The sequence below is a fragment of the Rhizobium oryzicola genome (assembly GCF_030504645.1).
Lineage (GTDB): Bacteria > Pseudomonadota > Alphaproteobacteria > Rhizobiales > Rhizobiaceae > Neorhizobium > Neorhizobium oryzicola.
The window spans coordinates 159,303-185,384 of sequence record NZ_JAUKWQ010000006.1 but is presented as its reverse complement, the minus strand read 5'-3'; the positions used below and the strand labels follow the sequence as shown (position 1 = coordinate 185,384).

The 26,082-nt window shown below is 60.2% G+C and carries 27 protein-coding genes; 16 read left to right on the top strand and 11 right to left on the bottom strand.

The annotated features are described in order from the left end of the window. Nucleotides 1-11: 11 nt before the first annotated feature. Entirely contained in the window at nucleotides 12-569 is a 558-nt protein-coding gene (locus Q2T52_RS18730) for an HNH endonuclease (RefSeq protein ID WP_302078343.1), read from the bottom strand. 98 nt (nucleotides 570-667) lie between these two features. Further along, nucleotides 668-1,345 (bottom strand): DNA-3-methyladenine glycosylase family protein, encoded by a 678-nt coding sequence (locus tag Q2T52_RS18725; protein ID WP_302078341.1) that lies wholly within the window; start codon nucleotides 1,343-1,345, stop codon nucleotides 668-670. Here Q2T52_RS18725 and gluQRS point away from each other — a divergent pair. Next, nucleotides 1,344-2,225, top strand: a complete 882-nt coding sequence (gluQRS, locus tag Q2T52_RS18720) for a tRNA glutamyl-Q(34) synthetase GluQRS (protein ID WP_302078380.1) — start codon at nucleotides 1,344-1,346, stop codon at nucleotides 2,223-2,225. The two genes, Q2T52_RS18725 and gluQRS, sit on opposite strands and share 2 nt — an antisense overlap. Here gluQRS and Q2T52_RS18715 read toward each other — a convergent pair. Beyond that, a complete protein-coding gene (locus Q2T52_RS18715; protein ID WP_436799554.1) occupies nucleotides 2,190-3,221 on the bottom strand; it encodes a YihY/virulence factor BrkB family protein in 1,032 nt (343 codons plus the stop codon). The two genes, gluQRS and Q2T52_RS18715, sit on opposite strands and share 36 nt — an antisense overlap. On the opposite strand from Q2T52_RS18715, the gene Q2T52_RS18710 reads away from it, so the two are divergent. The 5 genes from Q2T52_RS18710 (at nucleotide 3,202) to Q2T52_RS18690 (ending at nucleotide 6,718) form a co-directional block, all read left to right on the top strand. Next, entirely contained in the window at nucleotides 3,202-4,035 is an 834-nt protein-coding gene (locus Q2T52_RS18710; protein ID WP_302078339.1) for an SDR family oxidoreductase, read from the top strand. The genes Q2T52_RS18715 and Q2T52_RS18710 overlap by 20 nt on opposite strands. A gap of 18 nt (nucleotides 4,036-4,053) precedes the next feature. Further along, complete coding sequence (locus Q2T52_RS18705; protein WP_302078338.1) at nucleotides 4,054-4,251, top strand: twin transmembrane helix small protein; 198 nt, start codon at nucleotides 4,054-4,056, stop codon at nucleotides 4,249-4,251. A gap of 2 nt (nucleotides 4,252-4,253) precedes the next feature. Beyond that, complete coding sequence (locus tag Q2T52_RS18700) at nucleotides 4,254-4,832, top strand: cob(I)yrinic acid a,c-diamide adenosyltransferase (RefSeq protein WP_302078337.1); 579 nt, start codon at nucleotides 4,254-4,256, stop codon at nucleotides 4,830-4,832. A 185-nt stretch (nucleotides 4,833-5,017) separates the two neighbouring features. Further along, nucleotides 5,018-5,764: an electron transfer flavoprotein subunit beta/FixA family protein gene (locus tag Q2T52_RS18695; protein ID WP_302078336.1), complete on the top strand. Its 747-nt coding sequence runs from the start codon at nucleotides 5,018-5,020 to the stop codon at nucleotides 5,762-5,764. Between the two features lie 24 nt (nucleotides 5,765-5,788). Further along, on the top strand, nucleotides 5,789-6,718 hold the full coding sequence (locus tag Q2T52_RS18690) for an electron transfer flavoprotein subunit alpha/FixB family protein (RefSeq protein WP_302078335.1): 930 nt from the start codon (nucleotides 5,789-5,791) through the stop codon (nucleotides 6,716-6,718). Between the two features lie 77 nt (nucleotides 6,719-6,795). Here the strand turns inward: Q2T52_RS18690 and Q2T52_RS18685 are convergent, their stop codons facing one another. Next, on the bottom strand, nucleotides 6,796-9,258 hold the full coding sequence (locus Q2T52_RS18685; RefSeq protein WP_302078334.1) for a methyl-accepting chemotaxis protein: 2,463 nt from the start codon (nucleotides 9,256-9,258) through the stop codon (nucleotides 6,796-6,798). 294 nt (nucleotides 9,259-9,552) lie between these two features. Here Q2T52_RS18685 and Q2T52_RS18680 point away from each other — a divergent pair, with 294 nt between their 5' ends. Further along, nucleotides 9,553-10,425 (top strand): 3-hydroxybutyryl-CoA dehydrogenase, encoded by an 873-nt coding sequence (locus tag Q2T52_RS18680; protein ID WP_302078333.1) that lies wholly within the window; start codon nucleotides 9,553-9,555, stop codon nucleotides 10,423-10,425. Between the two features lie 6 nt (nucleotides 10,426-10,431). Here Q2T52_RS18680 and tlpA read toward each other — a convergent pair whose 3' ends face one another. Then, nucleotides 10,432-11,091, bottom strand: a complete 660-nt coding sequence (tlpA, locus tag Q2T52_RS18675; RefSeq protein WP_302078332.1) for a thiol:disulfide interchange protein TlpA — start codon at nucleotides 11,089-11,091, stop codon at nucleotides 10,432-10,434. Nucleotides 11,092-11,113: 22 nt separating this feature from the next. On the opposite strand from tlpA, the gene argH reads away from it, so the two are divergent. From argH to Q2T52_RS18655, 4 genes are all read left to right on the top strand, one after another. Beyond that, nucleotides 11,114-12,517 carry an argininosuccinate lyase gene (gene argH / locus Q2T52_RS18670; protein WP_302078331.1) on the top strand — a complete coding sequence of 468 codons (1,404 nt, stop codon included), beginning with the start codon at nucleotides 11,114-11,116 and terminating at the stop codon, nucleotides 12,515-12,517. Between the two features lie 59 nt (nucleotides 12,518-12,576). After that, nucleotides 12,577-12,801, top strand: coding sequence for a hypothetical protein (locus tag Q2T52_RS18665; protein ID WP_302078330.1), 225 nt, complete (start codon nucleotides 12,577-12,579; stop codon nucleotides 12,799-12,801). Nucleotides 12,802-12,812: 11 nt separating this feature from the next. Next, entirely contained in the window at nucleotides 12,813-14,081 is a 1,269-nt protein-coding gene (lysA, locus tag Q2T52_RS18660) for a diaminopimelate decarboxylase (RefSeq protein ID WP_302078328.1), read from the top strand. A gap of 161 nt (nucleotides 14,082-14,242) precedes the next feature. Beyond that, nucleotides 14,243-16,939 carry a TIGR02302 family protein gene (locus Q2T52_RS18655; protein WP_302078327.1) on the top strand — a complete coding sequence of 899 codons (2,697 nt, stop codon included), beginning with the start codon at nucleotides 14,243-14,245 and terminating at the stop codon, nucleotides 16,937-16,939. A 25-nt stretch (nucleotides 16,940-16,964) separates the two neighbouring features. Here the strand turns inward: Q2T52_RS18655 and Q2T52_RS18650 are convergent, their stop codons facing one another. The 3 genes from Q2T52_RS18650 to Q2T52_RS18640 all read right to left on the bottom strand — a co-directional run bounded on the left by Q2T52_RS18650 (nucleotide 16,965) and on the right by Q2T52_RS18640 (nucleotide 18,718). Continuing rightward, nucleotides 16,965-17,342, bottom strand: a complete 378-nt coding sequence (locus Q2T52_RS18650) for a response regulator (protein ID WP_302078326.1) — start codon at nucleotides 17,340-17,342, stop codon at nucleotides 16,965-16,967. Nucleotides 17,343-17,460: 118 nt separating this feature from the next. Continuing rightward, nucleotides 17,461-18,003: a hypoxanthine phosphoribosyltransferase gene (gene hpt / locus Q2T52_RS18645; protein WP_302078325.1), complete on the bottom strand. Its 543-nt coding sequence runs from the start codon at nucleotides 18,001-18,003 to the stop codon at nucleotides 17,461-17,463. A gap of 40 nt (nucleotides 18,004-18,043) precedes the next feature. After that, complete coding sequence (locus tag Q2T52_RS18640) at nucleotides 18,044-18,718, bottom strand: hypothetical protein (protein WP_302078324.1); 675 nt, start codon at nucleotides 18,716-18,718, stop codon at nucleotides 18,044-18,046. Between the two features lie 230 nt (nucleotides 18,719-18,948). Between Q2T52_RS18640 and ftsE the strand changes: the two genes are divergently transcribed. The 4 genes from ftsE to Q2T52_RS18620 all read left to right on the top strand — a co-directional run bounded on the left by ftsE (nucleotide 18,949) and on the right by Q2T52_RS18620 (nucleotide 22,267). Next, nucleotides 18,949-19,608: a cell division ATP-binding protein FtsE gene (gene ftsE, locus Q2T52_RS18635; protein ID WP_302078379.1), complete on the top strand. Its 660-nt coding sequence runs from the start codon at nucleotides 18,949-18,951 to the stop codon at nucleotides 19,606-19,608. After that, on the top strand, nucleotides 19,601-20,614 hold the full coding sequence (locus tag Q2T52_RS18630) for a cell division protein FtsX (RefSeq protein WP_302078323.1): 1,014 nt from the start codon (nucleotides 19,601-19,603) through the stop codon (nucleotides 20,612-20,614). Before ftsE ends, Q2T52_RS18630 begins: the two co-directional genes overlap by 8 nt. 45 nt (nucleotides 20,615-20,659) lie before the next feature. After that, nucleotides 20,660-21,391 (top strand): YdcF family protein, encoded by a 732-nt coding sequence (locus tag Q2T52_RS18625; protein WP_302078377.1) that lies wholly within the window; start codon nucleotides 20,660-20,662, stop codon nucleotides 21,389-21,391. A gap of 69 nt (nucleotides 21,392-21,460) precedes the next feature. Further along, nucleotides 21,461-22,267, top strand: coding sequence for a lysophospholipid acyltransferase family protein (locus Q2T52_RS18620; protein ID WP_302078322.1), 807 nt, complete (start codon nucleotides 21,461-21,463; stop codon nucleotides 22,265-22,267). On the opposite strand, the gene Q2T52_RS18615 is transcribed toward Q2T52_RS18620, so the two are convergent. Beyond that, nucleotides 22,252-22,791, bottom strand: a complete 540-nt coding sequence (locus Q2T52_RS18615) for a gamma-glutamylcyclotransferase (protein ID WP_302078321.1) — start codon at nucleotides 22,789-22,791, stop codon at nucleotides 22,252-22,254. The genes Q2T52_RS18620 and Q2T52_RS18615 overlap by 16 nt on opposite strands. Nucleotides 22,792-22,837: 46 nt before the next feature. Here Q2T52_RS18615 and Q2T52_RS18610 point away from each other — a divergent pair, with 46 nt between their 5' ends. Next, nucleotides 22,838-23,845: a DUF2125 domain-containing protein gene (locus tag Q2T52_RS18610; RefSeq protein WP_302078320.1), complete on the top strand. Its 1,008-nt coding sequence runs from the start codon at nucleotides 22,838-22,840 to the stop codon at nucleotides 23,843-23,845. 196 nt (nucleotides 23,846-24,041) lie between these two features. On the opposite strand, the gene Q2T52_RS18605 is transcribed toward Q2T52_RS18610, so the two are convergent. Both Q2T52_RS18605 and hisC read right to left on the bottom strand, forming a co-directional pair. After that, complete coding sequence (locus Q2T52_RS18605; protein WP_302078319.1) at nucleotides 24,042-24,968, bottom strand: prephenate/arogenate dehydrogenase family protein; 927 nt, start codon at nucleotides 24,966-24,968, stop codon at nucleotides 24,042-24,044. Beyond that, nucleotides 24,965-26,071: a histidinol-phosphate transaminase gene (gene hisC / locus Q2T52_RS18600; RefSeq protein WP_302078318.1), complete on the bottom strand. Its 1,107-nt coding sequence runs from the start codon at nucleotides 26,069-26,071 to the stop codon at nucleotides 24,965-24,967. Before hisC ends, Q2T52_RS18605 begins: the two co-directional genes overlap by 4 nt. Nucleotides 26,072-26,082: the final 11 nt, after the last annotated feature.

Below are 26,082 nucleotides of genomic sequence, written 5' to 3'. Positions count from 1 at the left end.
TGACCGGCCAATCAAGGCTGCAGTTCGGTATCCCAGTAGAGATAGTCCATCCAGCTTTCGTGCAGGTAGTTCGGCGGGAAGAGACGTCCGTTGTTGTGAAGGTCCTGCACGGTGGGCTGATAGGGCTTCTGCGCGGGGAACATGCCCGCCTGCCGGGGAAGCTTGCTACCCTTTTTGAGATTGCAGGGTGAGCAGGCAGCCACCACATTTTCCCAGGTTGTTTCCCCGCCATGGGCTCGGGGTATGACGTGATCGAATGTCAGATCATCATGAGAGCCGCAATACTGACATTCGAATTTATCGCGGAGGAAAACATTGAAGCGGGTGAAGGCCGGATTTCGTGTCGGCTGAACAAAGGTTTTCAGACTGACGACACTGGGTAATCGCATCGAGAAGGTGGGCGAGGATACCGAGTGATCATATTCCGCGATGATGTTCACACGATCAAGAAAAACCGCCTTGATCGCGTCCTGCCAGGACCAGAGCGACAAGGGATAATAACTCAGCGGCCGGTAGTCAGCGTTCAGGACGAGCGCCGGCAGGGCCTGCGGGGAGACTGCAATCGTCAACGAACGCTCCTCACCGATTCGGCTTATGTATTTTCTATATTAGGTCCGTTGTTACAGGAATGTGAAGCCCCATTAATGACGCACCCAATTGTGATCATTCATAACGTGGGTGACGCGTCACGCCTGATCACAACAGCATAATAAGCCCAGAACAAACGCGCAGCAACAGAGCGCCACGGCGACCAACCGGCTGCCAAATCAGACACTTGCTGAACGGTAGGCCGCTGCGAGAAATCAAACGCCTGTCCGACTGCGATCCGAAGCGCCACATCGCCCGCAGGAAACAGATCGCAATGGCCAAGGCAGAACATCAGATAAACCTCTGCCGTCCAGGGTCCGATGCCCTTCATAGCAACAAGGCGAGTGTAAGCCTCCGCTTGCGGCACATTTGCAAGGTCATCAAGGTCAAGAGAACCATCTGCGACAGCCCCGGCCAGAGCCAAGAGCGTCGCAGTTTTCGCCCGAGAAAGCCCGAATGTCGCGCGGACCGCTTCCGGCTGCGCAAGAAAACTCTCGGCCGTTGTGGCACCCTGCTCGCCCATACGCCGCCAGATGGCCGCGGCACTCGCCTTTGACACCATCTGGGAGACGATGATCTGCGCCAACCCGCCGAAGCCTGCCGGGACAAGCCGCAAGGGAACCGGGCCGGCGACTTCGATAAGGGAGGAAAGCCGAGGATCCCGGACAGAAAGCCATGCAAGCCCTTCCGCAACATCGGTTTCATCGCGTATCAACTGAGGGCCTTTGCCAACCAATCCTCGATCCACCATGAACATGCCCGCGCCCGCCCATCAGAAACCGGTCTTTCGCTTTGCTCCCAGCCCCAATGGCTTGCTGCATCTCGGCCACGCGCTCTCGGCGCTCATCAACCAGCAGATGGCGGAGGTAGCCGACGGGCGCCTCCTCTTGCGCATTGAAGACATCGATCTCACCCGCTGTACACCCGAATTCGAGGCCGCCGTCTACCGGGATCTGGAATGGATCGGCTTTCGCTGGGAGCAGCCTGTCCGGAGACAATCGGAGCAGCTCGATCTTTATCGGTCTGCCCTTGGCCGCCTTGACGATATGGGGTTGATCTACCCGGCCTTCCTCACCCGCGGCGAGGTGAAGGAGCGCGTCGCCTTAGCGGAACGCGAAGGTCGGATCTGGCCCCGCGACCCTGACGGCGCTCCGCTCTATCCTGCCGATGACCGGTCACGGACGCACCAGGAACGGCAGGACCTGCTTGAACGTGGGCTAAAACATGCCTTGCGCCTGGATATGCAAAAGGCGCTGACACTGTTGGATGCAGGTTTGACATGGCACGAGACCGGCGATGGGGAGCGCGGCACGATCCACGCCGATCCGGCCGCCTGGGGAGACGTCATTCTGTCCCGCTCGGATGCCCCCTCGAGCTATCATCTCTCGGTCGTCGTCGATGATGCCGCGCAGGGGGTCACGCATGTGGTGCGTGGGATGGACCTGTTTCACGCTACCTTCGTGCACCGCCTGCTTCAGGTGCTGCTCGGCCTGCCGCAGCCGGTCTACCACCATCATCGGCTGATCACAGGTCCCGATGGACGAAAGCTTTCCAAGAGCGAAGGTGCGACGGGCATTGCCGCCTTGCGCGAGGCGGGCCATTCACCGCAGGACCTTCGTCACCTCCTGGGCCTCTGAACCAGCCGCACGCTTTGAACGGGCAGGAAGGGACGTGAAGCGGCCGGAGAGCAGGGCAAGCACGCGATATTTCATCAGTGCGGCATTCACCTCCGCCCCCAGCATAAAGATCACGCCGACCATATAGAGAAACACCAGAACGATCATGACCGAGGCCAAGCCCGCATAGGTTCTGGCGTAATTGGCAAATGTCGAGAGATAGGACGCGAAGGCATAGGCGAAAACGGCCCAGACCAGGATCGTCAGCACCACGCCGGGAAGAATATCGACCACCCGTCGATAGCCGGCGGCAAGCCATTTGTGGCAAACGATCAACCCAAGAAACAGAACAATGATCGTGCCGAGCACGCCGAAGCTGGAAATGCTGGCGAGATATTGCTGGAGGACAGGCAGCTTTGAGCCAGCAAACGTCAGAAAGATCGGCACAGCCACGAGCACGATGCTGATCGCCGCAAAGATCACCACGGCCACAACCACATAGCCCAGGCTTGCAAGCCGGGTCACGTACCAGGGCCGATTCTCCGCGACACGATAGGCGCGATTGAGCGATATCCTGAGCGCCTCAACGCCATTAGATGCAAAGTAAGCCGCCGCCAGAACGGAGATCGTCAGAAGGCCGCCGCGCGGGATTTCGAGCACCCGGCGGATCTCGATCGCCAGGGGCTGGGCGATTTCGGAGGGCCAGGTATCGAACAGAAGATGTACCGCCGTGTTCGAGAAACTATCCGCGCCCAGAAAGCCCGCCAGCGCTGTGCCGAAAATCAGGAACGGAAACAGCGCCAGCAAACCAGACAACGCAACATGACTTGCCAGCGCCCAACCATCATCCTCGTTGAAGTGGCAATAGGCATCGTAAAAGACCTTGTAGACCAGACCGTACCATCGAAACTTCGGTTTATCGTCAGCCAAGGTCCGCTCCGTTGTCAGCTTTACCGAAATATGGGAAATGCAGACGGATTGTACAGGGAGGAACGCCGTGGGGGAGCCTCGCAGCATTATTATTACCGGCTGCTCGTCTGGCATAGGCGCCTATTGCGCCCGTGAATTGAAGCGCGAGGGGTGGCGGGTGTTTGCCACGGTGCGGCAAGAGAAGGATCTCGCGCCGCTTCAAGCAGACGGTCTCGAAGCCCTGATCCTGGATTACACCCGGCAGGACACGATCGACGCTCTCGTTCAGGACGTGCTTCGCCGAACCGGCGGCACGCTGGATGCCCTCTTCAACAACGGCGCCTATGGGCAGCCGGGCGCGGTGGAAGACCTGCCGACCGATGCGCTTCGCCTGCAGTTCGAAACCAATGTGTTTGGTTGGCATGAGCTGACGCGGCAGATCATGCCCGTCATGCGGCGACAGGGGCACGGAAGGATCGTCCATTGCTCCTCCATTCTGGGGCTCGTGCCCTATCGCTATCGCGGCGCCTACAACGCCTCCAAGCATGCCATAGAGGCGCTGGGCGTCACCATGCGCATGGAATTGGAAGGCAGCGGCATTTTTGTGAGCCTCATCGAGCCGGGGCCGATCGCGACGCGTTTCACGGCCAATGCGCTGGAGGCCGTTCGCCGATTCATCGATACGGACAATTCGCCGCATGCGGAAGAATATCGCCGCCAATTGGCCCGGCTGGAAGGCAGCGGGCCGGTCAACAAGCACAAGCTGGGTCCAGACGCGGTTCACGCCGTGCTCACCCATGCCTTGACCGCATCTCGACCGCGTCCACATTATCTTGTGACGAAGCCCGCAAAGCAGGGCGCGCTTTTGAAACGCCTTCTTCCCGCAGATCTGTTCTACCGGCTTTTGCGTAAGTTGGACTAAAAACCGAGTATAAAACCCATGTCTAGCTTTACTACCCTTCTTGCCCTTGTCGTCATGGGACTCGTGGTACTGGTCCTCATCCGGGGCCTTTTCAACATGCTGAAGGGAACCGATGCCAACCGGTCCAACCAGTTGATGCAGCTTCGCGTTCTTCTTCAGGCAATCGCAATTGCCTTGATCATGCTCACCCTGTGGCTGACGGGCGGAGGACGCTGAACGTGGTCAAACTGAACAAGATCTACACACGCACCGGTGATGACGGTACGACAGCGCTGGTCATGGGCCCGCGTCGACTGAAGCACGATCTGCGCGTGGAAGCCTATGGCACCGTGGATGAAACCAATTCCGTCATCGGCGTCGCGCGCCTGCATACCGGCTCCATGGCGGAACTGGATGGCATGCTCTCGCGCATCCAGAACGACCTGTTCGATCTGGGCGCCGACCTCGCGACCCCGGACACGGGTGAAAAACCGGAGTGGGAGCCGTTGCGCATCGTTCAATCACAGGTCGACCGGTTGGAAACGGAAATCGATCGCCTGAATGCCGACCTCGACCCGCTGACATCCTTCATCCTGCCGGGCGGCTCTCCGGCGGCGGCGAACCTGCATGTGGCGCGCACCATCTCTCGCCGCGCCGAGCGCGTCATGGTCGATCTCTCCACGCAGGACGGTGAAACTGTCGCTCCAGCGGCGTTGAAGTACATCAACCGCCTCTCCGACTTCCTGTTCGTCGCGGCGCGCTACGCCAATGGCGGCGGCAAGGCTGACATCCTCTGGGTACCAGGCAAGAATCGCTGAGCGAACAACCGGGAAAGCTGACCTTGTGAAGCGCGCTCGGAATGACGCCATGACAAATCCGCACGGTCGTAAAACGGAAATAGCTTTGTAATCTGTCGAAAAATGCTTATCCATGTCGCCCATTGACAATCGGCGGCGTGGGAGAGGCCGCATTTTCCGGTTGGTTGAATCTGAGGAAGGAAGCCATGAAGATCCTGGTGCCTGTAAAGCGGGTGGTGGATTACAACGTGAAGATCCGCGTCAAGGCGGACGGCACGGGGGTAGAACTCGCCAATGTGAAGATGTCGATGAATCCGTTCGACGAGATCTCCGTGGAGGAGGCTCTTCGCCAGAAGGAAGCGGGCAAGGCGGAGGAGATCGTCGTGGTCTCAATCGGCCCGGCCAAGGCGGAAGAGACGCTGCGCACGGCGTTGGCCATGGGTGCCGATCGCGCCATCCTGGTGGAGACGGAAGACAGCGTCGAGCCGCTGGCTGTTGCCAAGATCCTGAAGGGCGTGGTCGAGGCGGAAAATCCCGGCCTCGTCATTCTCGGCAAGCAGGCGATCGACGACGACTCGAACCAGACCGGCCAGATGCTGGCGGCCCTTCTGAAGTGGGGCCAGGCCACCTTCGCATCCAAGCTCGAGCTGGGCGAAGGGTCCGCCAAGGTCACCCGCGAAGTGGATGGCGGCCTGCAGACCATCGAAGTGAAGCTGCCCGCCATCGTCACGACGGACCTGCGCCTGAACGAGCCGCGCTATGCCTCTCTGCCCAATATCATGAAGGCGAAGAAGAAGCCTCTGGACAAGAAGGCTCCGGCCGATTTCGGCGTCGACACCGCGCCGCGCCTGAAGGTTCTGAAGACCGAGGAGCCGGGTGGCCGCAAGGCGGGTATCAAGGTTGGCTCAGTTGCAGAGCTTGTGTCTTCTCTGAAGACCGCCGGCATCCTGTAAGGTCACGAAGGGAGAACACATATTATGGCTATTCTTCTTCTCGCAGAACATGACGGCGCAAGCCTGTCCGACCAGACCGCCAAGGCCCTGACGGCCGCCTCCAAGATCGGGGGCGATGTGCATGTGCTGGTCGCAGGCGCCTCTGTCCAAGGGGCTGCCGATGCGGCGGCAAAGCTGTCCGGCGTTGCCAAGGTACTTGTGGCCGATGCCGCCGACTATGCAAACCGCCTGGCAGAGCCGCTGGCGGATCTGATCGTATCGCTGTCCGGCGCCTATGACGTGATCATTGCACCGGCGACCGCCTCCGCCAAGAACGTCATGCCGCGCGTTGCCGCCCTGCTCGATGTCATGCAGGTGTCGGAGATCATCGAGGTTGTGTCGGCGGATACATTCAAGCGTCCGATCTATGCGGGCAATGCCATCCAGACCGTCCAGGCGACCGATGCCAAGAAAGTCATCACCGTGCGTACCGCTTCCTTCGCGGCGGCACCGGAAGGTGGCTCGGCAGCGATCGAAGCTGTTTCGTCGGCTGGCAATGCCGGTCTCTCCGCCTTCGTGGAAGACGCACTCTCCTCGTCCGATCGGCCGGAACTGACCTCTGCCAAGATCATCGTGTCGGGTGGGCGTGCTCTGGGCTCTTCGGAGAAGTTCCAGGAAGTGATCCTGCCGCTGGCCGACAAGTTCGGCGCAGCCGTTGGTGCCTCGCGCGCGGCCGTCGATGCGGGCTATGCCCCGAACGACTGGCAGGTGGGCCAGACCGGCAAGGTGGTGGCGCCCGATCTTTACGTGGCGGTCGGCATTTCCGGTGCGATCCAGCATCTCGCGGGCATGAAGGACTCCAAGGTCATCGTCGCGATCAACAAGGACGAGGAAGCCCCGATCTTTCAGGTGGCCGACTACGGCCTCGTCGGTGATCTCTTCCAGCTGGTACCGGAACTCGAAAAGGCGCTCTGAGCGATCGACAAGAATCGATGCAAGAAGGCCGGCGTCTCGCGACGCCGGCCTTCTGCTTTTCATCGAGCAAATAAAGGCTAGAATTCTTCCCAGTTGGCATCGGAACTGTTGTTGGAGGCCGGTGCGGGCGACGCCTTCAGGCCTGCGGTCAGCTTGCCCATCAATGCTCGGGCGGGTGATGCCGCAGCGCGATTCGTCTGATCCGCAGGCTTGATCACCGGCTTCTTCGTGAAGGACGATGGTGACGTCACCTTCGGCGCGGAGACCGGCAGAGGCGTATTCGGATGAAGGTTCGGCGTCGGCGCCGGCGCCTGATCATTCAGCCGGAACTGAGCTACGAGAACGGAAAGGTTCTGGGCATCGCGCGTCAGCCGCGCCATGTCTGTATCCGTGCGCTCGGCCATCTGCGAGTTCTGCTGGGTCACATCTTCCATCTGGCGGATGGCAGACGAGATTTCCCGCACGCTTTCAGACTGTTCCCCCGAGGCTTCCGCAATCAGGGCAATCTGGTCATTGATCTGCAGAACCTGACCCGCAATATCGCCGAGTGCGGAACCGGTATTCTGTACCAGGCCGACGCCGGTCTTCACCGCTTCACCCGATTTGCTGATCAGTTCCTTGATTTCCTTGGCGGCTTTGGCCGAACGTTGGGCAAGCTCCCGAACTTCCTGTGCCACCACTGCGAAGCCCTTGCCGGCTTCACCGGCACGGGCTGCCTCCACGCCCGCGTTAAGAGCGAGCAGGTTGGTCTGGAAGGCGATGTCATCGATGACGTTGATGATCTGCGAGATCTCGTTGGACGCCGCCTCGATACGGCTCATGGCATCGACTGCGGAACCGACAATCTTGCCGGAACGTTCGGTGGAATCCTTTGCTGCGGCCACCATCTGGCGCGCATTGGCGGCGCGATCGGTGGAGGTACGGATCGCCTCCATAATCTGCGTGATGACGGCCGAGGTCTCTTCGATCGCCGCCGCCTGCTGTTCGGAACGGCGCGACAGATCACTCGTGGCCCCGCTCATGGAAGCCGCTGTACCATTGATGGACGTCGTATTGGCGGAAACCTGCTGCAGCGTATGGGCCAGCTTGCGGATGGACTCGTTGAAGTCAGTCCGCAACCGGTCGAGACCCTCCATGAAGGGGGTATCGATGGTGGTTGTCAGATCGCCAGACGCAAGCCGCTGTAGACCCGCACCGAGAATATCGACCGCCTGCTGGAGGCGCGCGGTTTCCTCATTTCTTGCAGCCTCGCGGGCGCGGCGCTCGCGCTCCACTTCGTGTCGGTCGTGTTCTGCCTCGCTTTGCAGGCGACCCTTTTCGATTGCGGCATCGCGGAAGACGGCGACGGAGCGGGCCATATCGCCGATCTCATCCTTGCGCGCTTCGCCGTTCAACGTGATCGACGTATCACCCCCGGCAAGACGCATCATGGAATCGACCAGATCGTGGATCGGCCGGGTGATGCTGCGGGAGAAAAAGATCGCTGCCCCGACCGCAACAGCCACGATCGCAACCGCGAGCATAAGGATCGTTGTCCGCAAATCTGCGAGGCTTGCCAGCGCTTCGTCCTCACCCATCAGCGCGACGACTGCCCATTTATGCCCGCCGAATTTCAGAGGCGTTGCAGCCGCATAGCTCTTGGTATCCCGATAGCCCGTGATCGTGCCGGCCGCCGTCTTGTCGGCCAAACCATCCTTGATGGCCGCGGCATCCAGTGGATTGCCAAGCGGCGCGGGCCCGCCCGCCAGCGGTGAGGTTGTCACGACCTTGCTGGCTTCATTGACCAGGATGGTTTCACCCGATTGCCCGAGGCCGGTACGGTTGGCAAAGATGGTATTGATGCGGCTGCCCGGAATGGCGACCACCAGCACGCCCATCTTGATGTCACCCATGAAGAGCGGCGTGGCCAGGAAAGCCGTCAGTTGCTTGCTGGAGCCGTAGAGGACGTAATCCGAAAAGGCGTAAAGCTGCTTGTCTTCACTTTCGGCAACAGCCTTGTAGACCGTTGCGATCGCCGTATCCTTCAAGGGCGCGTCGGCGATATTGGCGGCATATTCGTCGTTCTTTTGAACGGTATAGAGAACGTTGCCCTTGCCATCGATCAGGAAGATATCGGAATAGCCGTACTGGTCGAGAGCCGTGCGCAGGACCGGATGGAACTTCGCGTGATTGCTGTCATAGGTATCGACGCGGGCTGTATCCAGAAGCGCCCGCTTGCCGGCCGGATTGGGATTATTGGTGATGTAGCGACCCGTCAGGGTCTCCTTCGGCTTGTCGCCCAGATAGCGCCAGTCGCCACGGAATTTGTAGAGAGCTTCCCCCGTCGAAGCGACGCCTGCGAATGCACGCAGGTTCGTCACCATGTTTTCGAAGTAAAGAGCGGCCTCGTTCCGGCGACCATCCGCCGTCGCCTCCAGTTTGCGGATAACCTCGTCGCGAACCACGTCAGCACTTTTCACCAAGCCGGCAAAACTCGCCGCTGCAATGGACAAGATTGTAATGGCTGTAACGAAGACCGGTAGTTTACCTGCGATCCGCATCGCGTTTTCCTCTAGTCGATCCTAGCGATCCAAGAACTTGAACAGGAGGCAGTCTCTAGGTCCCCCCTGCCAGAAGGCGCATGGTGCGATAGCGGGCTTAAGATATGCCTAAAGGAAACGCACACTGTCTCACATTGGGGGACACTTGTGCCTTAGCTCTCAGCAAAAACGCTGGAAAATTGCTGCACGGCACTTTATCACAGTAGACACGGCGTTCATCACAAAGCCCCTTCGGGCCAGCCGAACCATATGACGCCTGATGCACGAACAAGCCTGGCGGCGGGAAAATTCATTATGATCAAGACAGTCGGTATAGTCGGTGCGGGACAAATGGGCTGCGGCATCGCGCATGTCTCTTCCCTTTCCGGATACAAGGTTACGCTTTACGATATTTCGAACGAGCGCATTGAGGCCGGGCTGGCAACGATCAACGGCAATCTTGCCCGTCAGGTCTCCAACGGAAAGCTTTCCGACGAGGATCGCAAGGCAGCCCTTTCCCGCATTTCCGGCACGAATAATGTGCAGGATCTGGCGCCGGTGGATCTGGTCATCGAAGCCGCGACCGAAGACGAAAGCGTGAAGCGCAAGATCTTTAGCCAGCTTTGCCCGGTCTTGAAGCCGGAAGCCATCCTGGCGACCAACACCTCGTCGCTGTCGATCACGCGGCTTGCTTCTGCGACCGATCGCCCGGATCGCTTCATGGGCATCCACTTCATGAACCCAGTACCGGTGATGAAGCTTGTCGAACTCGTGCGCGGCATCGCAACTGAGGACGGCACCTTCCGCGCCGCCAAGGAATTCGTGGCGTCTCTCGACAAGACGATCACCGTTGCCGAGGATTTCCCGGCCTTCATCGTTAACCGCATTCTGCTGCCGATGATCAACGAGGCGATATACACGCTCTATGAAGGCGTCGGATCGGTGGAAGCCATCGACACCGCCATGAAGCTCGGAGCCAACCATCCCATGGGGCCGTTGCAGCTTGCTGATTTTATTGGGCTCGATACCTGTCTCTCCATCATGCAGGTGCTGCATGATGGCTTGGCGGACAGCAAGTATCGTCCCTGCCCGCTGCTGGTCAAATATGTCGAGGCTGGTTGGCTCGGCCGGAAATCCGGCCGCGGCTTCTATGACTACCGCGGCGAAACGCCGGTTCCGACCCGCTGATTTCGATCAGAGCGATGAAATCTGCGCCATGAAATCCTGCGCCTGGGGACTGTCCCAGGCGGCCGGGCCATTCATGGAACCGATCAGGCAGCCCTGTTTATCGAGGATGAGGGTAACCGGCAGACCGAAAGCCAGCCCTTCCTTCTTGAAAGCGTTGAACACGCCCATGGAACTGTCCCGGTAGAAACCGAGCCTGTCGACGCCGGTCTCGGCCAGAAAATTCTTTGGCTTTTCGTCCGAGCCGGTATCGATATTGATGGCCACGACTTCGAAGTTGCGATTGCCCTTTTCCGCCTGAAGGCGGTTCAGCGCCGGCATTTCCTCCCGGCAGGGAATGCACCAGGTGGCCCAGAGGTTGACCAGCACCGTCTTGCCCTTGAATTCCTGAAGCCCGATCGTGCGGCCATCGGCAGCCTGGAAGCTGACCGGCTGAAGCAAGCGCGGCTTCTGTGGCGCCGTCAGCGCGGCAATTTCCCCCTTGGCCAGGGCAGCCACGGAAGCGACCCGCTTGCCGCTATCGGCACACTGCGCATCCGAGAGTTCAGCACCATTGCCAGAACCGGCCTCCTTCACGTATACCGCCACGGCCCCCGCCAGAATTCCGGCGATGGCGGCAATCATGATCAGGCGGGCGGACGGTAGACGCAACGGTCTCTTGTTCGACATCGACGACTCCAGGACGGGCAAAATGGCAGACGGCACGAAGGATAACGTTTCCTCCAACCAGATGTGGGGCGGACGCTTTGCTTCCGGGCCGGATGCGATCATGGAGGAGATAAATGCCTCGATCGATTTCGACAAGAAGCTCTATGCCCAGGATATCCGCGGCTCAATCGCGCATGCAACCATGCTGGCTAAGCAGGGCATCATTTCCGCCGAAGATAAAGACAAGATCGTACACGGCCTGAACACGATCCTGTCAGACATTGAAGCCGGACGTTTCGAGTTCTCGCGCAAACTGGAAGACATTCACATGAATGTCGAAGCACGCCTGGCAACCCTGATCGGCCCTGCTGCCGGCCGCCTGCACACAGCTCGCTCGCGCAACGACCAAGTAGCGCTCGACTTCCGCCTCTGGGTGAAGGAAGAGCTCGCCAAGACGGAAGCCCTGCTGACCAACCTGATCGGCGCGCTGCTCGACAAGGCCGAACAGCATGCGGAATCCGTCATGCCGGGCTTTACCCATCTGCAGACGGCACAGCCCGTCACCTTCGGCCACCACTGCATGGCCTATGTGGAAATGTTCGGCCGTGACCGCGCCCGCGTGCGCCACGCAATCGATCACCTGGACGAAAGCCCGATCGGCGCCGCCGCCCTTGCCGGCACCGGCTTTGCCATCGATCGCCACATGACGGCGCAGTCGCTCGGCTTCCGCGAGCCCACCCGCAATTCCATCGACACGGTATCCGACCGCGACTTCGCGCTGGAGTTCCTGTCCGTCGCCGCCATCTGCGCCGTGCATCTGTCACGCTTCGCCGAAGAGATCGTCATCTGGTCGACACCGCAGTTTGGCTTCATCCGCCTCTCGGACGCCTTCTCGACCGGCTCTTCCATCATGCCGCAGAAGAAGAACCCGGACGCTGCCGAACTGGTTCGCGCCAAGACCGGCCGCATCAATGGCTCGCTGGTGGCCCTGCTGACCGTCATGAAGGGGCTGCCGCTCGCCTATTCCAAGGATATGCAGGAAGACAAGGAACAGGTCTTCGACGCGGCCGAGAACCTGGAACTGGCGATTGCCGCCATGACCGGCATGGTGCGCGACATGACCGTGCGAACCGACCGCATGCGTGCTGCAGCCGGCTCCGGCTACTCCACCGCGACCGATCTGGCCGACTGGCTGGTGCGTGAAGCAGGCCTTCCCTTCCGCGATGCTCACCATGTCACGGGCCGTGCAGTTGCCATGGCGGAACAAAAGGGCTGCGATCTGGCTGATCTGACGCTCGCCGATCTCCAGTCGATCCATGAAGCCATTACAGACAAGATCTTCGATGTCCTGTCGGTGGACGCGTCCGTTGCCTCGCGCACAAGCTTCGGCGGAACGGCGCCTTCAGAGGTTCGCAAGCAGATCGCCTGGTGGCGCGCCCGCAACTGATCGATCTGATGGCTTGATCGATCACGAGAATTGACTGCACAAGGGCGCTGAAGTTCGCTATGAACATGTCCGATCGTTTTGACGCCGAAGGAATGACAATGCTGCTGAAGCTTGCCCGCGTGACACTGGTGATCTGTATCGCGGGAGTGGCCGTGATCGGCTGCGGCCGCAAAGGCGCGCTGGACAAACCGAGCACGCCGGTGGAAGAACAGAACCAGCGCCACAAGTCGAAAGCGGCGCCACCCGTTCCGGACAAGCCCTTCGTCCTCGACCCCCTTCTCTGATTGAGCCAGACGTGAACCATTTTCAGTATATTGACGGCGTGCTCCACGCCGAGAACGTAGCTATCCCAGCAATCGCCAAGGCCGTAGGCACACCTTTTTATTGCTACTCCACCGCCACGCTAGAGCGCCATTACAAGGTCTTCTCGCAGGCCTTTGCCGATGTGGACGCGCTGGTCTGCTATGCGGTCAAGGCCAATTCCAACCAGGCGGTTCTGAAGACGCTCGCAAAGCTCGGCGCCGGCATGGACGTGGTTTCCGGCGGTGAACTGCGCCGTGCGCTGGCCGCAGGCGTTCCGGCCAGCAAGATCATGTTCTCCGGCGTCGGCAAGACCGTCGCTGAAATGGATCTGGCTCTGGAAGCGGGCATTTTCTGCTTCAACGTCGAGTCCGAACCGGAGCTGGAAGTTCTGAACCTGCGCGCGCAGCGTGCGGGTAAGAAGGCGCATGTCTCCTTCCGCATCAACCCGGATGTCGATGCACGGACGCACGCCAAGATCTCGACCGGCAAGAAGGAAAACAAATTCGGCATTTCCTATCAGCGTGCCCGTGAGGTCTATGCGCGTGCGGCAACGCTGCCCGGTATTGCCGTGCGCGGCATCGACATGCATATCGGCAGCCAGATCAGCGACCTTCAGCCCTTTGAGGACGCCTTCCGTCTGATGCGTGAACTGGTGGAAACGCTGCGCGCAGACGGACATCAGATCGAGCATGTCGATGTCGGCGGCGGTCTCGGCATTCCCTATCGTGAGGATAACTCGCCGCCGCCTTTGCCGGATGCCTATGCCGATATCGTCAAGACGCAGCTGAAAAGCCTGAATTGCCGCATCGTGATGGAGCCCGGCCGCCTGATTGTCGGCAATGCCGGCATCATGGTCACGGAAGTGATCTATGTGAAGGACACCACGGACAAGGCCTTCGTCATCGTCGACGGCGCGATGAACGACCTGATCCGCCCGACCCTTTACGAGGCCTATCACGGTGTACGCCCCGTCGTGCTTCCGGCTGCAGACACGCCCCGCATCAAGGGCGATGTGGTTGGACCGGTCTGCGAAACTGGCGATTATCTGGCGCTGGATCGGGAAATGGCGGCACCCAAGCCGGGCGATCTTCTGGCGATCGGTTCTGCCGGTGCTTATGGCGCGACGCAATCGAGCACTTACAACACGCGCCTGCTGATTCCGGAAGTGCTCGTCAAGGGCGATCAGTTCCATGTGATTCGCCCGCGTGGCACCTATGAGGAGTTGCTGGGCCTGGATTCCATACCCGGCTGGCTGGCCTGACCACCATTCCGTTCACATTTTCAGCAGATCGCTAAAAAGCCGAGGGCAAAGCAACCCTCGGCTCTCGTCTTCGCCACAAAGCTTGGTATCTTACATTCAAGCATGTGCTGCGCGATGCGCCCTTGCAATGGGTGGACGCCCCCATAGAGGAGACGGACCGCATGAGCCTCAACCGAAAGGGCGCTTTCGACGCCGATCCCAATCTGGCCCGCCGCGTGGCGGTGAAGCGGTCTGTCGCGCGGTTCGTTTTGTTCATGGAGCGGCTTCTGCCGCAGCTGCTGCTTCCAGCCGGTACCCTCGGCCTGTTCTTCGCGTTTGCATGGTTCGGCCTGTTTCGGACGCTGCCGGAGATACCGCGCTGGATCGTGGTGGGCCTGTTCCTCTTTGCCTTCCTGTCTTCACTGCTGCCACTCGGCCGCATGCGTTGGCCCTCAGCAGATGAAGGCGATCATCTGCTGGAAAACCGCAACAACCTGCCGCACCAGCCAGTAACGGTGCAGAAAGACGAACCGGCATTTGATACGCCTTTCGCAAGAGCCCTTTGGAAAGAGCACCAGCTGCGCATGGCCAAGCGCATCGCCGCCCTTGACGCAGGCCTGCCGCAGCCGGACATCGCCCGCCATGACCGCTATGCGCTGCGCGCCATCCCGGTCGTGCTGTTCGTGATTGCCTTCAGCTATTCCTATTCGAACGGTGGTGGCTCCTTGAAGGATGCATTCGCACCCACGCCTGAGCCTTCCAGGACGGGGCCAAGCCTGCGCATCGATGCCTGGGTGACACCACCCGGTTATACGGGCCGCGCACCCGTACTGCTCGCCGGCCGCGATCCGCAGGGCGACAAGCCGGTCAGCATTCCACAATATTCAGAAGTGACCGTGCGCATCAGCGGCGGCGAAGGCGGCGAAAAAGTAGCCTTCACACCCGCCAATGGCGGGACGGCACATCCTCTGGCCCAGCAGGAGATAGCGCCGCCAAAGGCCGAGCAGGCACCTGCCGCAACCGCGCAGGCCAGTGCATCAGCCCCCCGCTCCTTCGTGATGAAGGCAACCGAAAGCGGCAGCCTCCAGGTCGAAGGCCAGCAATGGACGTTGACAGTCATCCCGGACAAGGCGCCGGAAATTGCCTTTGACAAGCCGCCGCGCCGCAATCCGAATGGTGCGCTGGAAATTGCCTTCAATGGCAAGGATGACTACGGCATCCAGAAAGCCTATGCGCTGATCGAGCCTGCGGAACCGCAGGCAGCCGATGCCAAGCCGCTCTATCCCCTGCCCGATTTCAAACTGGATCTTCCCCGGCAAAATGCCCGTGAGTTCAAGGGGCTAACCAGCCGCAACCTGAATGAGCATCCGCTGGCCGGCAAGCGCGTGCGCATCACGCTGGTCGCACAGGATGGCGCCAATCAGGAAGGGCGCAGCCCGCCGGTGGAGATCATCCTACCAGCGCGCCGCTTCAACGAGCCTCTCGCCGCCGCCGTTGCGGAAGAGCGTCAGGTCTTTGCCCTCGATACACGCCAGATGCCGAAGTCGATCGCATTGAACGAAGCACTGGCCGTACGCCCGGATGAAACGATCCCCAATCTGCAGCACTTCCTGCTGATCCGCTCCGCGCTGGAACGCATGAAGCTTGCGAGAACGGAAGAGCAGTTCAAGGAAACCGCCGCCTATCTCTGGGAGATCGCGCTCGGCATCGACGAGGGCAATCTGACCCAAGCGGAAAAGCGCCTTCGTGACGCACAGCAGGCGCTTTCCAAGGCGCTGGAAAACGGCGCAACGGACCAGGAAATCGCCAAGCTGATGAAGGAACTGCGCGAGGCGATGCAGAACTATATGGCCGAGCTGGCACAGCGGATGCAGAACGCGCCGATGACTCAGCAATCCATGCAGGCGCAGAACATTCTTCGCCAGCAGGACTTGCAGAAGATGATGGACCAGATCGAGAACCTCGCTCGCTCCGGCGACAGGTCTGCGGCCCAGCAGATGCTCTCACAATTGCAGCAGATGATGAACAGCCTGCAGGCGGGACGTCCGCAACGCGGCCAGCAGGGTCAGCAGCAGCAAAACGGCAAGATGCGCCAGCAGATCGACAAGCTCGGCCAGATCATGCAGGACCAGCAGAAGCTGCTGGACGAAACCTTCAAGCTGGATCAGGCCCTTCGTGATCGCATGCAGCGCGGCGACCCGGATCAATGGCCCGAGGACCAGCGGCCCACACAGCCCCCGACTGGGCCCAATGGCCAGCAACAGCAGGGCCAGAATGGTCAACAGGGGCAGAACCAGCAGCCATCGACCGACCAGATGACGCAGCAGCAATTGCGCGATGCACTCAAGCAGTTGAAGGAGCGCCAGGAAGCGCTGGGCAAGCAATTGCAGGAATTACAGAAGGGCCTGAAGGAACTCGGCATGCAACCGAGCCCGGGTTTTGGAGAGGCAGAGCGCGAAATGGGCAATGCCGGCAAGGCATTGGACAAGGGACGTGGCGATCAGGCGCTCGAAGGCCAGGGCAATGCACTGAACGCTCTTCGGCAGGGCGCCCAGAACATGATGAACCAGATGATGCAGGCGATGCGCCAGGGCCAGGGACAACCGGGCGAAGGGCAGCCCGGCCAGCAGGGCCAGGGCTATGGTCCGGGCAATGGCCGCGATCCGCTGGGTCGCCAATTGCAGGAAGGCAATAATACTGGCGACGGCATCGAACAGAACGGCCCCAAGGTGCCTGAAATTATCGACGCCCAGCGCGCGCGTGAAATTTTGGAAACGATCCGGGAAAAGCTTGGTCGCCAGTTCCTAGGGGATGGTGGAGATGCCACACCGAACCTGATGGAACGTGATTATCTGGAGCGGCTGCTCAATCTGAAATGAGCAGCCAGACCAACAGTGTTTGACCTCAGCAGGCGGCAGTCCGGCGCACCGAAAGGGCCTTTGCTACGGCCTTGCGGATATCCGGCAGGGAGAACGGCTTGTCGACCACGTCGATCACCTTGGTCATCAGATCGTCGGCACGCTCCCGCTGGTCGGCATAGCCCGTCATCAACAGGATCTTCAGCGCCGGAAACTGCTCCGCAGCGCGGTGCGCCAGCTCGATCCCGTCCATGACAGGCATACGGATATCCGACAGAAGCAGGTCGAAGGAATCCTCGCCAAGAAGCGCCAGACCCTCGGCGCCATCGGCTGCTTCCTGCGTTTCATGACCATCCAGTCGAAGCGCACGGGCAACGAAAGAGCGCAAGGAGTCCTCGTCCTCGGTGATCAGGATTCTGGCCATTCGTCGTTTCTCCCATGCTTCAATTTGGGACCAAATGACCAGCATTTCCTTTTCGAGGGGTAAACATCCGCCGGAGCAGAGCGTGGATGGTTAACGCTCTGTCACTTCGGCACGTCCGTCAGGCGTCGCCCGTGACCACGCCGACAAAGGGCAGTTCACGGAAGGCATAGGCCACATCCATGCCATAGCCCACGACGAAGTAATCGGGGCACTCGAAGCCGACATAATCCGCTTCCAGGCTTTCCTTACGCTTCACGCGCTTGTCCAGGAGAACGGCCAGAGTGACGTTGCGTGCGCCGCGCTCATAGAGAAGTTCCTTGGCGAACTTCAGCGTACGACCGGACTCAAGGATATCGTCGATGAGGAGAACATCGCGATCCTTCACATCGGAATCGATGTCCTTGACGATACGCACACCCTGCGAGACCGTTCCCGTGCCGTAGCTGGAAAGCGTGATGAACTCCACTTCCGGCGCAAGGCCGGTTTCGTGAAGCGCGCGCAACAGGTCGGCCGCAAAGATGAAGGAGCCCTTCAAGACGGCGATGACCAATAGATCCTTGGTCGGACCACTCGATATCTGTTGCGCGAGGGTTCGATTGCGTTCGGCGATCTGCTCGGCGGTAAAAAGCGGCTCAATGTTCTTGCCGCGAACGATAGGCATAGGCTACTCCGGGATCAGTCAAAGATCCGCGATAGCACAATCAGGAGCGCGAGGCACCCGCCTCTGCAAAGGAAAGCCTGAGTTCCGGGGCTTTTCCACCCGGGTGCGGTACGCGAGCCGAAAAGCCGCGGCTCTGTGCCTTCGGCATCTGCATCGCTGGCGGATCAATCAGCGTCGAGGCGACGACCTGTCCGCCTACCAGAATATCCGCCTTGATGGGTGGAACGCTCAGGCCTGTGGACCCACGATTTTCGACGATACCGTTGATCAGAAGAACCTTCATACCGTCAGCATCCTGCGGGGTCAGGCTGACATGCGTGATATCCAGCCCGCGTGCATCCGATGCCTGACCGTCCTGCAGAAACATCGAAAAGCCGCCGGCAAAGCCGAACACCAGAAGAAAGACCAGCGCGACAACAGCAGAAAACGAATCGGCGGAAAGACGTGCCAGCCGACGCTCTGCCCCATCCAGAAACATTGATGCGAGGCGGCTGTAAAGGGGAACCTTGGAGGGAGGAGCCGGTCTGTCAAACAGATGGCCGTAGGCTTGCCGGGTGGAAGCACGGGTCGCCGCTTTCGGCTGCCGCTCATCGACGGTCACGAAATCGACATCGATAACTTCAGGGACTGCCTTGCGCGCCCGAACACGTGGCTCCTCCGGCGGCAGGATGTCATAGGCAACGGCGGAACTGGCACGGCTGCGGAATGCGTTCATTGCGCTCTCCCCGCCTCAATTGCGCGGCGGCGCGTGTGAGGCATTGAAACGAATCCCGCTCAGTCGTAAAATTAATTGGTTAATGCTTCGCAAATTGGCCCTTTTTCCGCGCTCTACCGCGAGGGATTCAGGTTCCGTCAACCCTTGCCGTTTACCAAGACGAGCTTTGAGTGACCCCTGTAGCAGAGTTCAACCTGACCGAATTCCGCTCTATTGGACGGGACGACGCTTTGATCCATTTCGAAAATGTCGGTTTGCGCTACGGAATGGGCCCGGAAATTCTGCGGGACGTCACGTTCGATATTCCGAAGCGCTCCTTTCAGTTCCTGACCGGCCCGTCCGGCGCCGGCAAGACGACGCTGCTGCGCCTGTTGTTCATGTCACTCCAACCGACGCGCGGGCTCATCACCATGTTCGGTCGCGATCTCTCGCAGATCCCGCGCAACGAACTGCCGATGCTGCGCCGGCGCGTCGGGATTGTCTTTCAGGATTTTCGCCTGCTGGAACACCTCACGACCTATGAGAATGTGGCTCTGCCGCTCCGCGTCCGCGGCAAGGAAGAATCGACCTACCAGAAGGACGTGATCGAACTTCTGAAATGGGTCGGCCTCGGCGAGCGCATCAATGTTCTGCCGCCTGTCCTTTCAGGTGGCGAAAAGCAACGCGTGGCGATTGCCCGCGCCCTGATGGACCAGCCGGAAATCCTGCTGGCGGACGAGCCGACCGGTAACGTCGATCCACCCATGGCACGCCGCTTGCTCAATCTCTTTCTGGAGCTGAACCGGCTCGGCACTGCCGTCGTCATCGCGACACACGATCTGGCGCTGATGGATCAGATCGATGCGCGCCGCATGATTCTGACCGAAGGGCGGCTCGACATCTATGAATGAGATCAGCCGCATGCGCCCTGCCTCCAACCCGCAAGCCCAGCCAAAACGGGCGGAAATGCGCGTGCGTCCAACGGGTCCGATCCTGCCGCCTTCAAACATTCAGGGCAACGCGCTGATGGTGGTGATCGCCATCATGTCCTTCCTTGCCTGCCTGACGCTCGGCGCCGTGAGCATGGTTCGAGCGACGGCCTCCAGTTGGGAAAGCCAGATTTCTCGCGAGGTGACGATCCAGATCAAGCCGCAGGAAGGGCTCGACATGGAGGCGACGCTGAAGAAGGCGCGCGACCTGGCGCTAACCTTCGTCGGCACCAAGCAAGGTACGATCATGGATGACAAGGCGACGGCGCGCCTGTTGGAGCCTTGGCTGGGTGCGGGGTTGGATCTCAAGGAACTGCCGGTGCCGCGCCTCGTGATCATCACCATCGATGAGCGCAACCCGCCGGATTTCCGCGCCATGCGCGACCTGCTGCATGCGGAAATTCCGCAGGCCTTTCTGGATGATCACCGCACCTGGGTGGATCGTCTGGTCTCCATGGCGCATACCACCGTGCTGATCGGCACCGGCATCATGATCCTGGTGTTTGTCGCCATGATCCTGACCGTGATCTTCGCCACACGCGGCGCGCTATCCGGCAACAGACACATCGTAGAAGTTCTGCATTTTGTCGGTGCGGAAGGCTCCTTCGTTGCGACGGAGTTCCAGAAGCACTTCCTGAAGATCAGCCTGAAAGGCTCTGCCGCCGGCGGCGCCTTGGCGGCGCTTCTCTTTGCGAGCCTCGGTCTCTGGCAGAGCCGGTCGATCGCAACACCGGAAAGCGACCAAGCGACGGCACTGTTCGGCACTTTCACGATCGACTTCACCGGCTATCTCGGCATTCTCGCCACCATGATCGTGATCGCTCTGCTGACGACGCTAACCGCCCGCTTCACCGTGATGCGGACGATCGATGAGATCGACCTCATCCGCTCCGACCCGGCACGGTCCGATGGCTTGCCGAGTTCTTGAGAACGCCTCTGGTCCAGCGACATTTTTAGATTTAAAGACATGAGCATGACTCTGGGACAGACCAGCAATGACGAGCAGCCGCGGGCGCCCCGCTCCCGCCGTAGCAGCTGGCTATCCCGTAAAGCCCCGCTTCGACGGGTGCTTCGTTACCTCGGCATTCTCGTTCTTGTCGGTCTCGCCTGCACCTTTGGCGGCTTTCTCTGGTTTGCCGACAAGGTGACCTCGTTGAAAGCGCCTGACGGCGTCAAAGCAGATGCCATCGTGGTGCTGACAGGCGGTTACCAGCGGATCGATCAGGCACTCGGCCTGTTGAGGGACGGCGCCGGTAAACGGCTGCTGATCTCAGGTGCACACCCGTCCGCCTCGCCCGGACAGATCCGAAGAAGCACACAAGGTTCCCGCGATCTGTTCGCCTGCTGTGTCGATATTGGCTACGAGGCGATCGACACGATCGGCAATGCCAATGAGATCACCCGCTGGATCCATGATCACGATTACAAGTCCGTCCTTGTCGTCACCAATAATTACCACATGCCGCGCAGCCTGCTGGAGTTGCGGCGCCTGGATCAGGTGACGGAATTCATTCCCTATCCCGTGATCAATTCGGATCTGACGCGGCGAGCCTGGTTCACGGAACCGGATGTTCTGCGGATCATGCTGGCCGAATATGGAAAAATGGTCATGGCCAAGTTCCGCGCCATCTTCGGCCTGACCCAAGGCAACGGTCTGCGCACGGAAGAACCGGGCGATAAAACCTATTCGACACCCCGCAAGTAGCGCCCCTGACTTCCGTTTGGGCGGAGGCTCGTGTAGGAACGCGCGTATCCTTCCGACGGAATGAAGTTGATGCTTGCTCTGCGCTCTACCCTTTTCAACACGGCCTTCTATGCCAACCTGATCATACGCATGATCCTGTTGACGCCGATCTATTTCCTGCTGCCGCGCAAGAAGGCATTCAACATTCCCAAGCGCTGGGCGCGTTCCAACCATTGGCTGATGGAAAAGATCGTCGGGACGACCTTCGAGATCGAGGGCCTGGAGAACATCCCGAAGACCGGCTGCATCTTCGCACCAAAGCACCAGTCCTTCTGGGATACCTATGCACTGCTGCCCTGGATGGACGATCCGGTCTACATCCTGAAGCGCGAATTGACCTGGATTCCGCTGTTTGGCTGGTACGTCATGAAGCAGCGTATGATCCCGGTTGATCGCGGTGCGCGCGGCAAGGTCATGGTGGAGGTCATGCGCCGCACCAAGATCGAGATGGACAAGGGCCGCCAGCTGATTATCTATCCGGAAGGCACCCGCCGCCCGCCGGGCGCAGAACCACATTATCGCTACGGCATTGCCCGCATCTATCGCGACACCCAGGTTCCTGTCGTGCCAATCGTCATGCATCCCGGCCTGTTCTGGCCGCGCCGCAGCACCATGCGCTATCCCGGCCACTTCAAGGTGCGCATCCTGCCCGCTATTCAGCCAGGCCTCGACCCGGACGAATTCTTCAACCAGCTTGTGGAAACAACCGAAAGGGAAAGCGACAGGTTGTTGCTGGAAACCATCGAGGCAAACCCGAATCTGCCAGTGCCTCCCATTGCGGCCAAGCGGATCGCGGAATTAAAGGCGGGCAAGGAAGCGGTTCAGGCGACCGCCTGAGCTTTCAATTTATCGACGCGCTGCGCAACACCTTCCAGCCAGGCGTCACGAATGCCCATGGATTTCAAAAGCTCCACGGTGTTCAGCACATATTGATCATTGGGGCCGGACTGCCCGACGGAGGAATGCACGATGCGGGCGGCATCCTCGATATCGAGCGCGCCGGCATATTGCTGATGGCTGCAATCAACCACATAGCTCAGCGCCCGCACCTGGCGACCGTCCGCCAGAAGAACCGGGAGATAGCGCTCCAGATAGACGTTGGTGACCAGTTCGCGCTTGCGCAGGTAATCCACCACCTCGTCCTTGTTGTGATTGGCCACCTGAAAGGCCATGCCCTTGCAGGAGCCGCCGCGATCAAGCCCCATCACAAGGCCGGGATGTTCCGGCGTGCCACGATGAACGAAAGAGCGGATACAGAGCGCACGCCGATAGCCGAACGCACGGCCGCTTGTTTTGCCCAGAAACTCAAAACCGGGGTTCCACATCAGGGACCCGTAGCCAAACACCCAAAATTCGTCCATATCCCACGCCAAATCACTCACAACACATGCACCATTGGAGAACATCATGGCAGCGTCAAGCCGAAGCGGCGTGAGTGGAAAAGTTTGGGCCCTGGCCGCGGCCATTGTGCTTGTCATTGCAGTCTATACCGGTGGCTGGTTCTATGCCGCCTCGGCTCTCAAGGAAAAGACGCTGGCAGCCCTGGGTGCCCAGCAGGCTCGGGGCATGGCTGCGGAATGCACGGATGCCGAATATCGCGGTTACCCGTTCCGGATCGGGCTCTTCTGCTCCAAGATCTCCGTGGATGACAGCAGGAACGGCATTGCCGCCAGCTTCGGCCCCTTGCGTTCGGCTGCCCAGATTTACCAGCCAAACCATATCGTCTGGGAGCTGGATGGGCCGGCGGAAACCCGCACCACCCATGGCCTGAGTGTCTCCTCACAATGGGCGAGCCTGCAATCCAGTTTGATCGCCAAACTGGGCGGCGTGGAGCGAACGTCGACGGTCATCGAAGGTCTTGCCTCGACCATCGTATCTTCTCAGACCGGCCAGACCTTCGATCTGAAGGTCGCCCACACCGAGGCGCATATGCGCCAGAATGGTGCCGATCTCGATGCAGCCGTCACCCTTCAGGATACGGACCTGGCCGCGAAAGGCCTACCGCAACTCATGCCGAAGTTCACCGCCTCTGCGGATGTGACGCTGGCGGGTAAGGCGGGCCTGCTCGAAGGCCGGGACGAAAGCGGCACCGGATATTACAATTCGCAAGGTGAAATCCGCCGCATCTCGCTCGACCTCGGCAATGGTCAGGTCGTCAGCGTAACGGGTCCTGTCTCGATCGACGATCAGGGACGCATTTCGGGCAAGCTGAAGGTGCAGGTGGAAAAGATTGATGCCTGGCGCAAGCAGTTAAAGGCGGCGATGCCGCAGGTGGCCTCCACCATCGACACTGCTGCCAAGATGCTCTCCGCGCTGACCGGCGGCGGCGACCGGGCAACGCTTGATATCGTCGTCAACCGCGGCAAGATCATGGCAGGCGGCTTCATCCCGCTCGGTCAGATCCCGCCGATCTGAAGACAAACTTCAAAGCCGATTTAGAGTGGAAAGAATGCCCCTCCCCAACCCCTCCCCACAGGTGGGAGGGGCTTTAGCCGCCGCAATTTCGCTGCCTAAAAGTAGGCTCAGCATGGACAGCGAGTCTTCTCCCCCCTTGTGGGGGAGATGGCCGGCAGGCCAGAGGGGGCTTCAGAAACCCCCACTCTTGCTAAAATCAAGCCTTCGGATCGAGTGCGTGACGGCCGAAGTCCGGCGCATCCACGTCCTGGCCTGCTTCCACGATGGAGCGGCGAATAGTGCGGGTGCGCGAGAACAGCTCGAACAGCTTGTCGCCCTCGCCCCAACGGATAGACCGCTGCAGGGAGGCCAGATCCTCCGAAAAGCGCGCCAGCATTTCCAGGATCGCATCCTTGTTGTGCAGGCAGACATCCCGCCACATGGTGGGATCGGAGGCCGCGAGACGGGTAAAGTCGCGGAAACCGGAGGCGGAATATTTGATGACTTCCGATTCCGTCACCGCTTCCAGGTCATCGGCCGTACCGACGATGTTGTAGGCGATGATATGTGGCAGGTGCGAGACGATCGCCAGCACCTTGTCGTGATGGAGCGGGTCCATCTCATCAATACGCGAGCCAAGCGCGCTCCAGAAGTCGCGCAGCTTTGCGAGCGCATCCGGATCGGTATCCGGCAGCGGCGTAAAGATGCACCAGCGCCCCTTGAAGAGACCGGCAAAGCCCGCATCGGGGCCGGACTTTTCCGTACCCGCCAGCGGGTGACCCGGAATGAAATGCACGCCCTCAGGCACGTGCGGCGCCATCTGGGCAATCACGGAGGCCTTGGTGGAGCCCACATCGGTGAGAATGGCACCTGGCTTCAGGTGCGGCGCGATCTGCTCCGCCACCAGCCCGGAGGAACCGACCGGTACCGAAACAATAACGAGATCGGCATCCTTGACCGCCTCAGCCGCGGAGACCGTGTAGCGGTCCCCGAGCTTCAGTTCCTCGGCGCGCTTCAGCGTCGCTTCGCTGCGGGTGGAAATCACGACTTCCTTCGCGAGACCGCTTTCACGAATGTCGCGCGCAATCGACGAGCCGATCAGGCCGATGCCGATCAGCGCGATTCTATCAAAAAGAACGGTCATACCTTGCTCATAAACTCGCCGAGAGCTTCGATCACGCCGCGATTGGCCTCTTCCGAGCCAACCGTCATGCGCAGCGCATTCGGGAAACCATAGCCCTTGACCGCGCGCAGAATGTAGCCGCGGCTCGTCAGGAACTCGTCGGCCTCGGGCGCACGCTTGCCATCCACATCAGGGAAATGGATCAGCAGGAAGTTGGTGACCGACGGCGTGACCTTCAGGCCAAAACCTTCGAAGGCGTGGGTCAACTTGTCCAGCCACAGCGTGTTGTGTTCGAGGGCCTTGCCAATGAACGCCTGGTCGCGAATGGCCGCGGCCCCTGCGGAAATTGCAGGCGCATTGAGATTGAAGGGGCCACGCACGCGGTTCAGCGCATCCAGAATATCCGCAGGACCATAGATCCAGCCGATACGCACGGCTGCCAGACCGTAGACCTTCGAGAAGGTGCGGGTCATGACGACATTCTGCGCCGAGGAGATGAGCTCGATACCGGACTCGTAATCGTTCTGGCGCACATATTCCGCATAGGCCGCGTCCAGCACCAGAATGACATTCTTCGGCAGACCGGCGTGCAGACGGCGGACTTCGGCGGCCGGTACATAGGTGCCGGTCGGGTTGCCGGGATTGGCAATGAAGACCATCTTGGTCTTCGGCGTGACGGCAGCCAGGATCGCGTCCACATCGACGCGGCAATCCTTTTCCTTCACCGTGACCGGCGTCGCACCTGCGCCAATGATCTGGATCTTGTAGACGAGGAAGCCGTGTTCGGTGATGATCGCCTCATCGCCTGCGCCGAGATAGACATGGCAGAGCAGGCCGAGCAGCTCGTCGGAACCGTTGCCGCAGAGAATGTTGGCAATGTTCAGGCGGTGCGTTTCGGCAATGGCCGTGCGCAATTCGATCGCCTGACCATCGGGATAGAGCTCGAGATGACCGGCGGCCTGACGGAAGGCATCCAGCGCCTTCGGGCTCGCGCCAAGCGGCGTTTCGTTGGACGACAGCTTGAACACCCGCGCCACACCCGGCGCATGTTCCTTGCCCGGCACGTAAGCGGCGATATCCATGATACCGGGACGGGGAACGGGCTTCAGCTGGGCGCTATCCATGGATGCAAAAC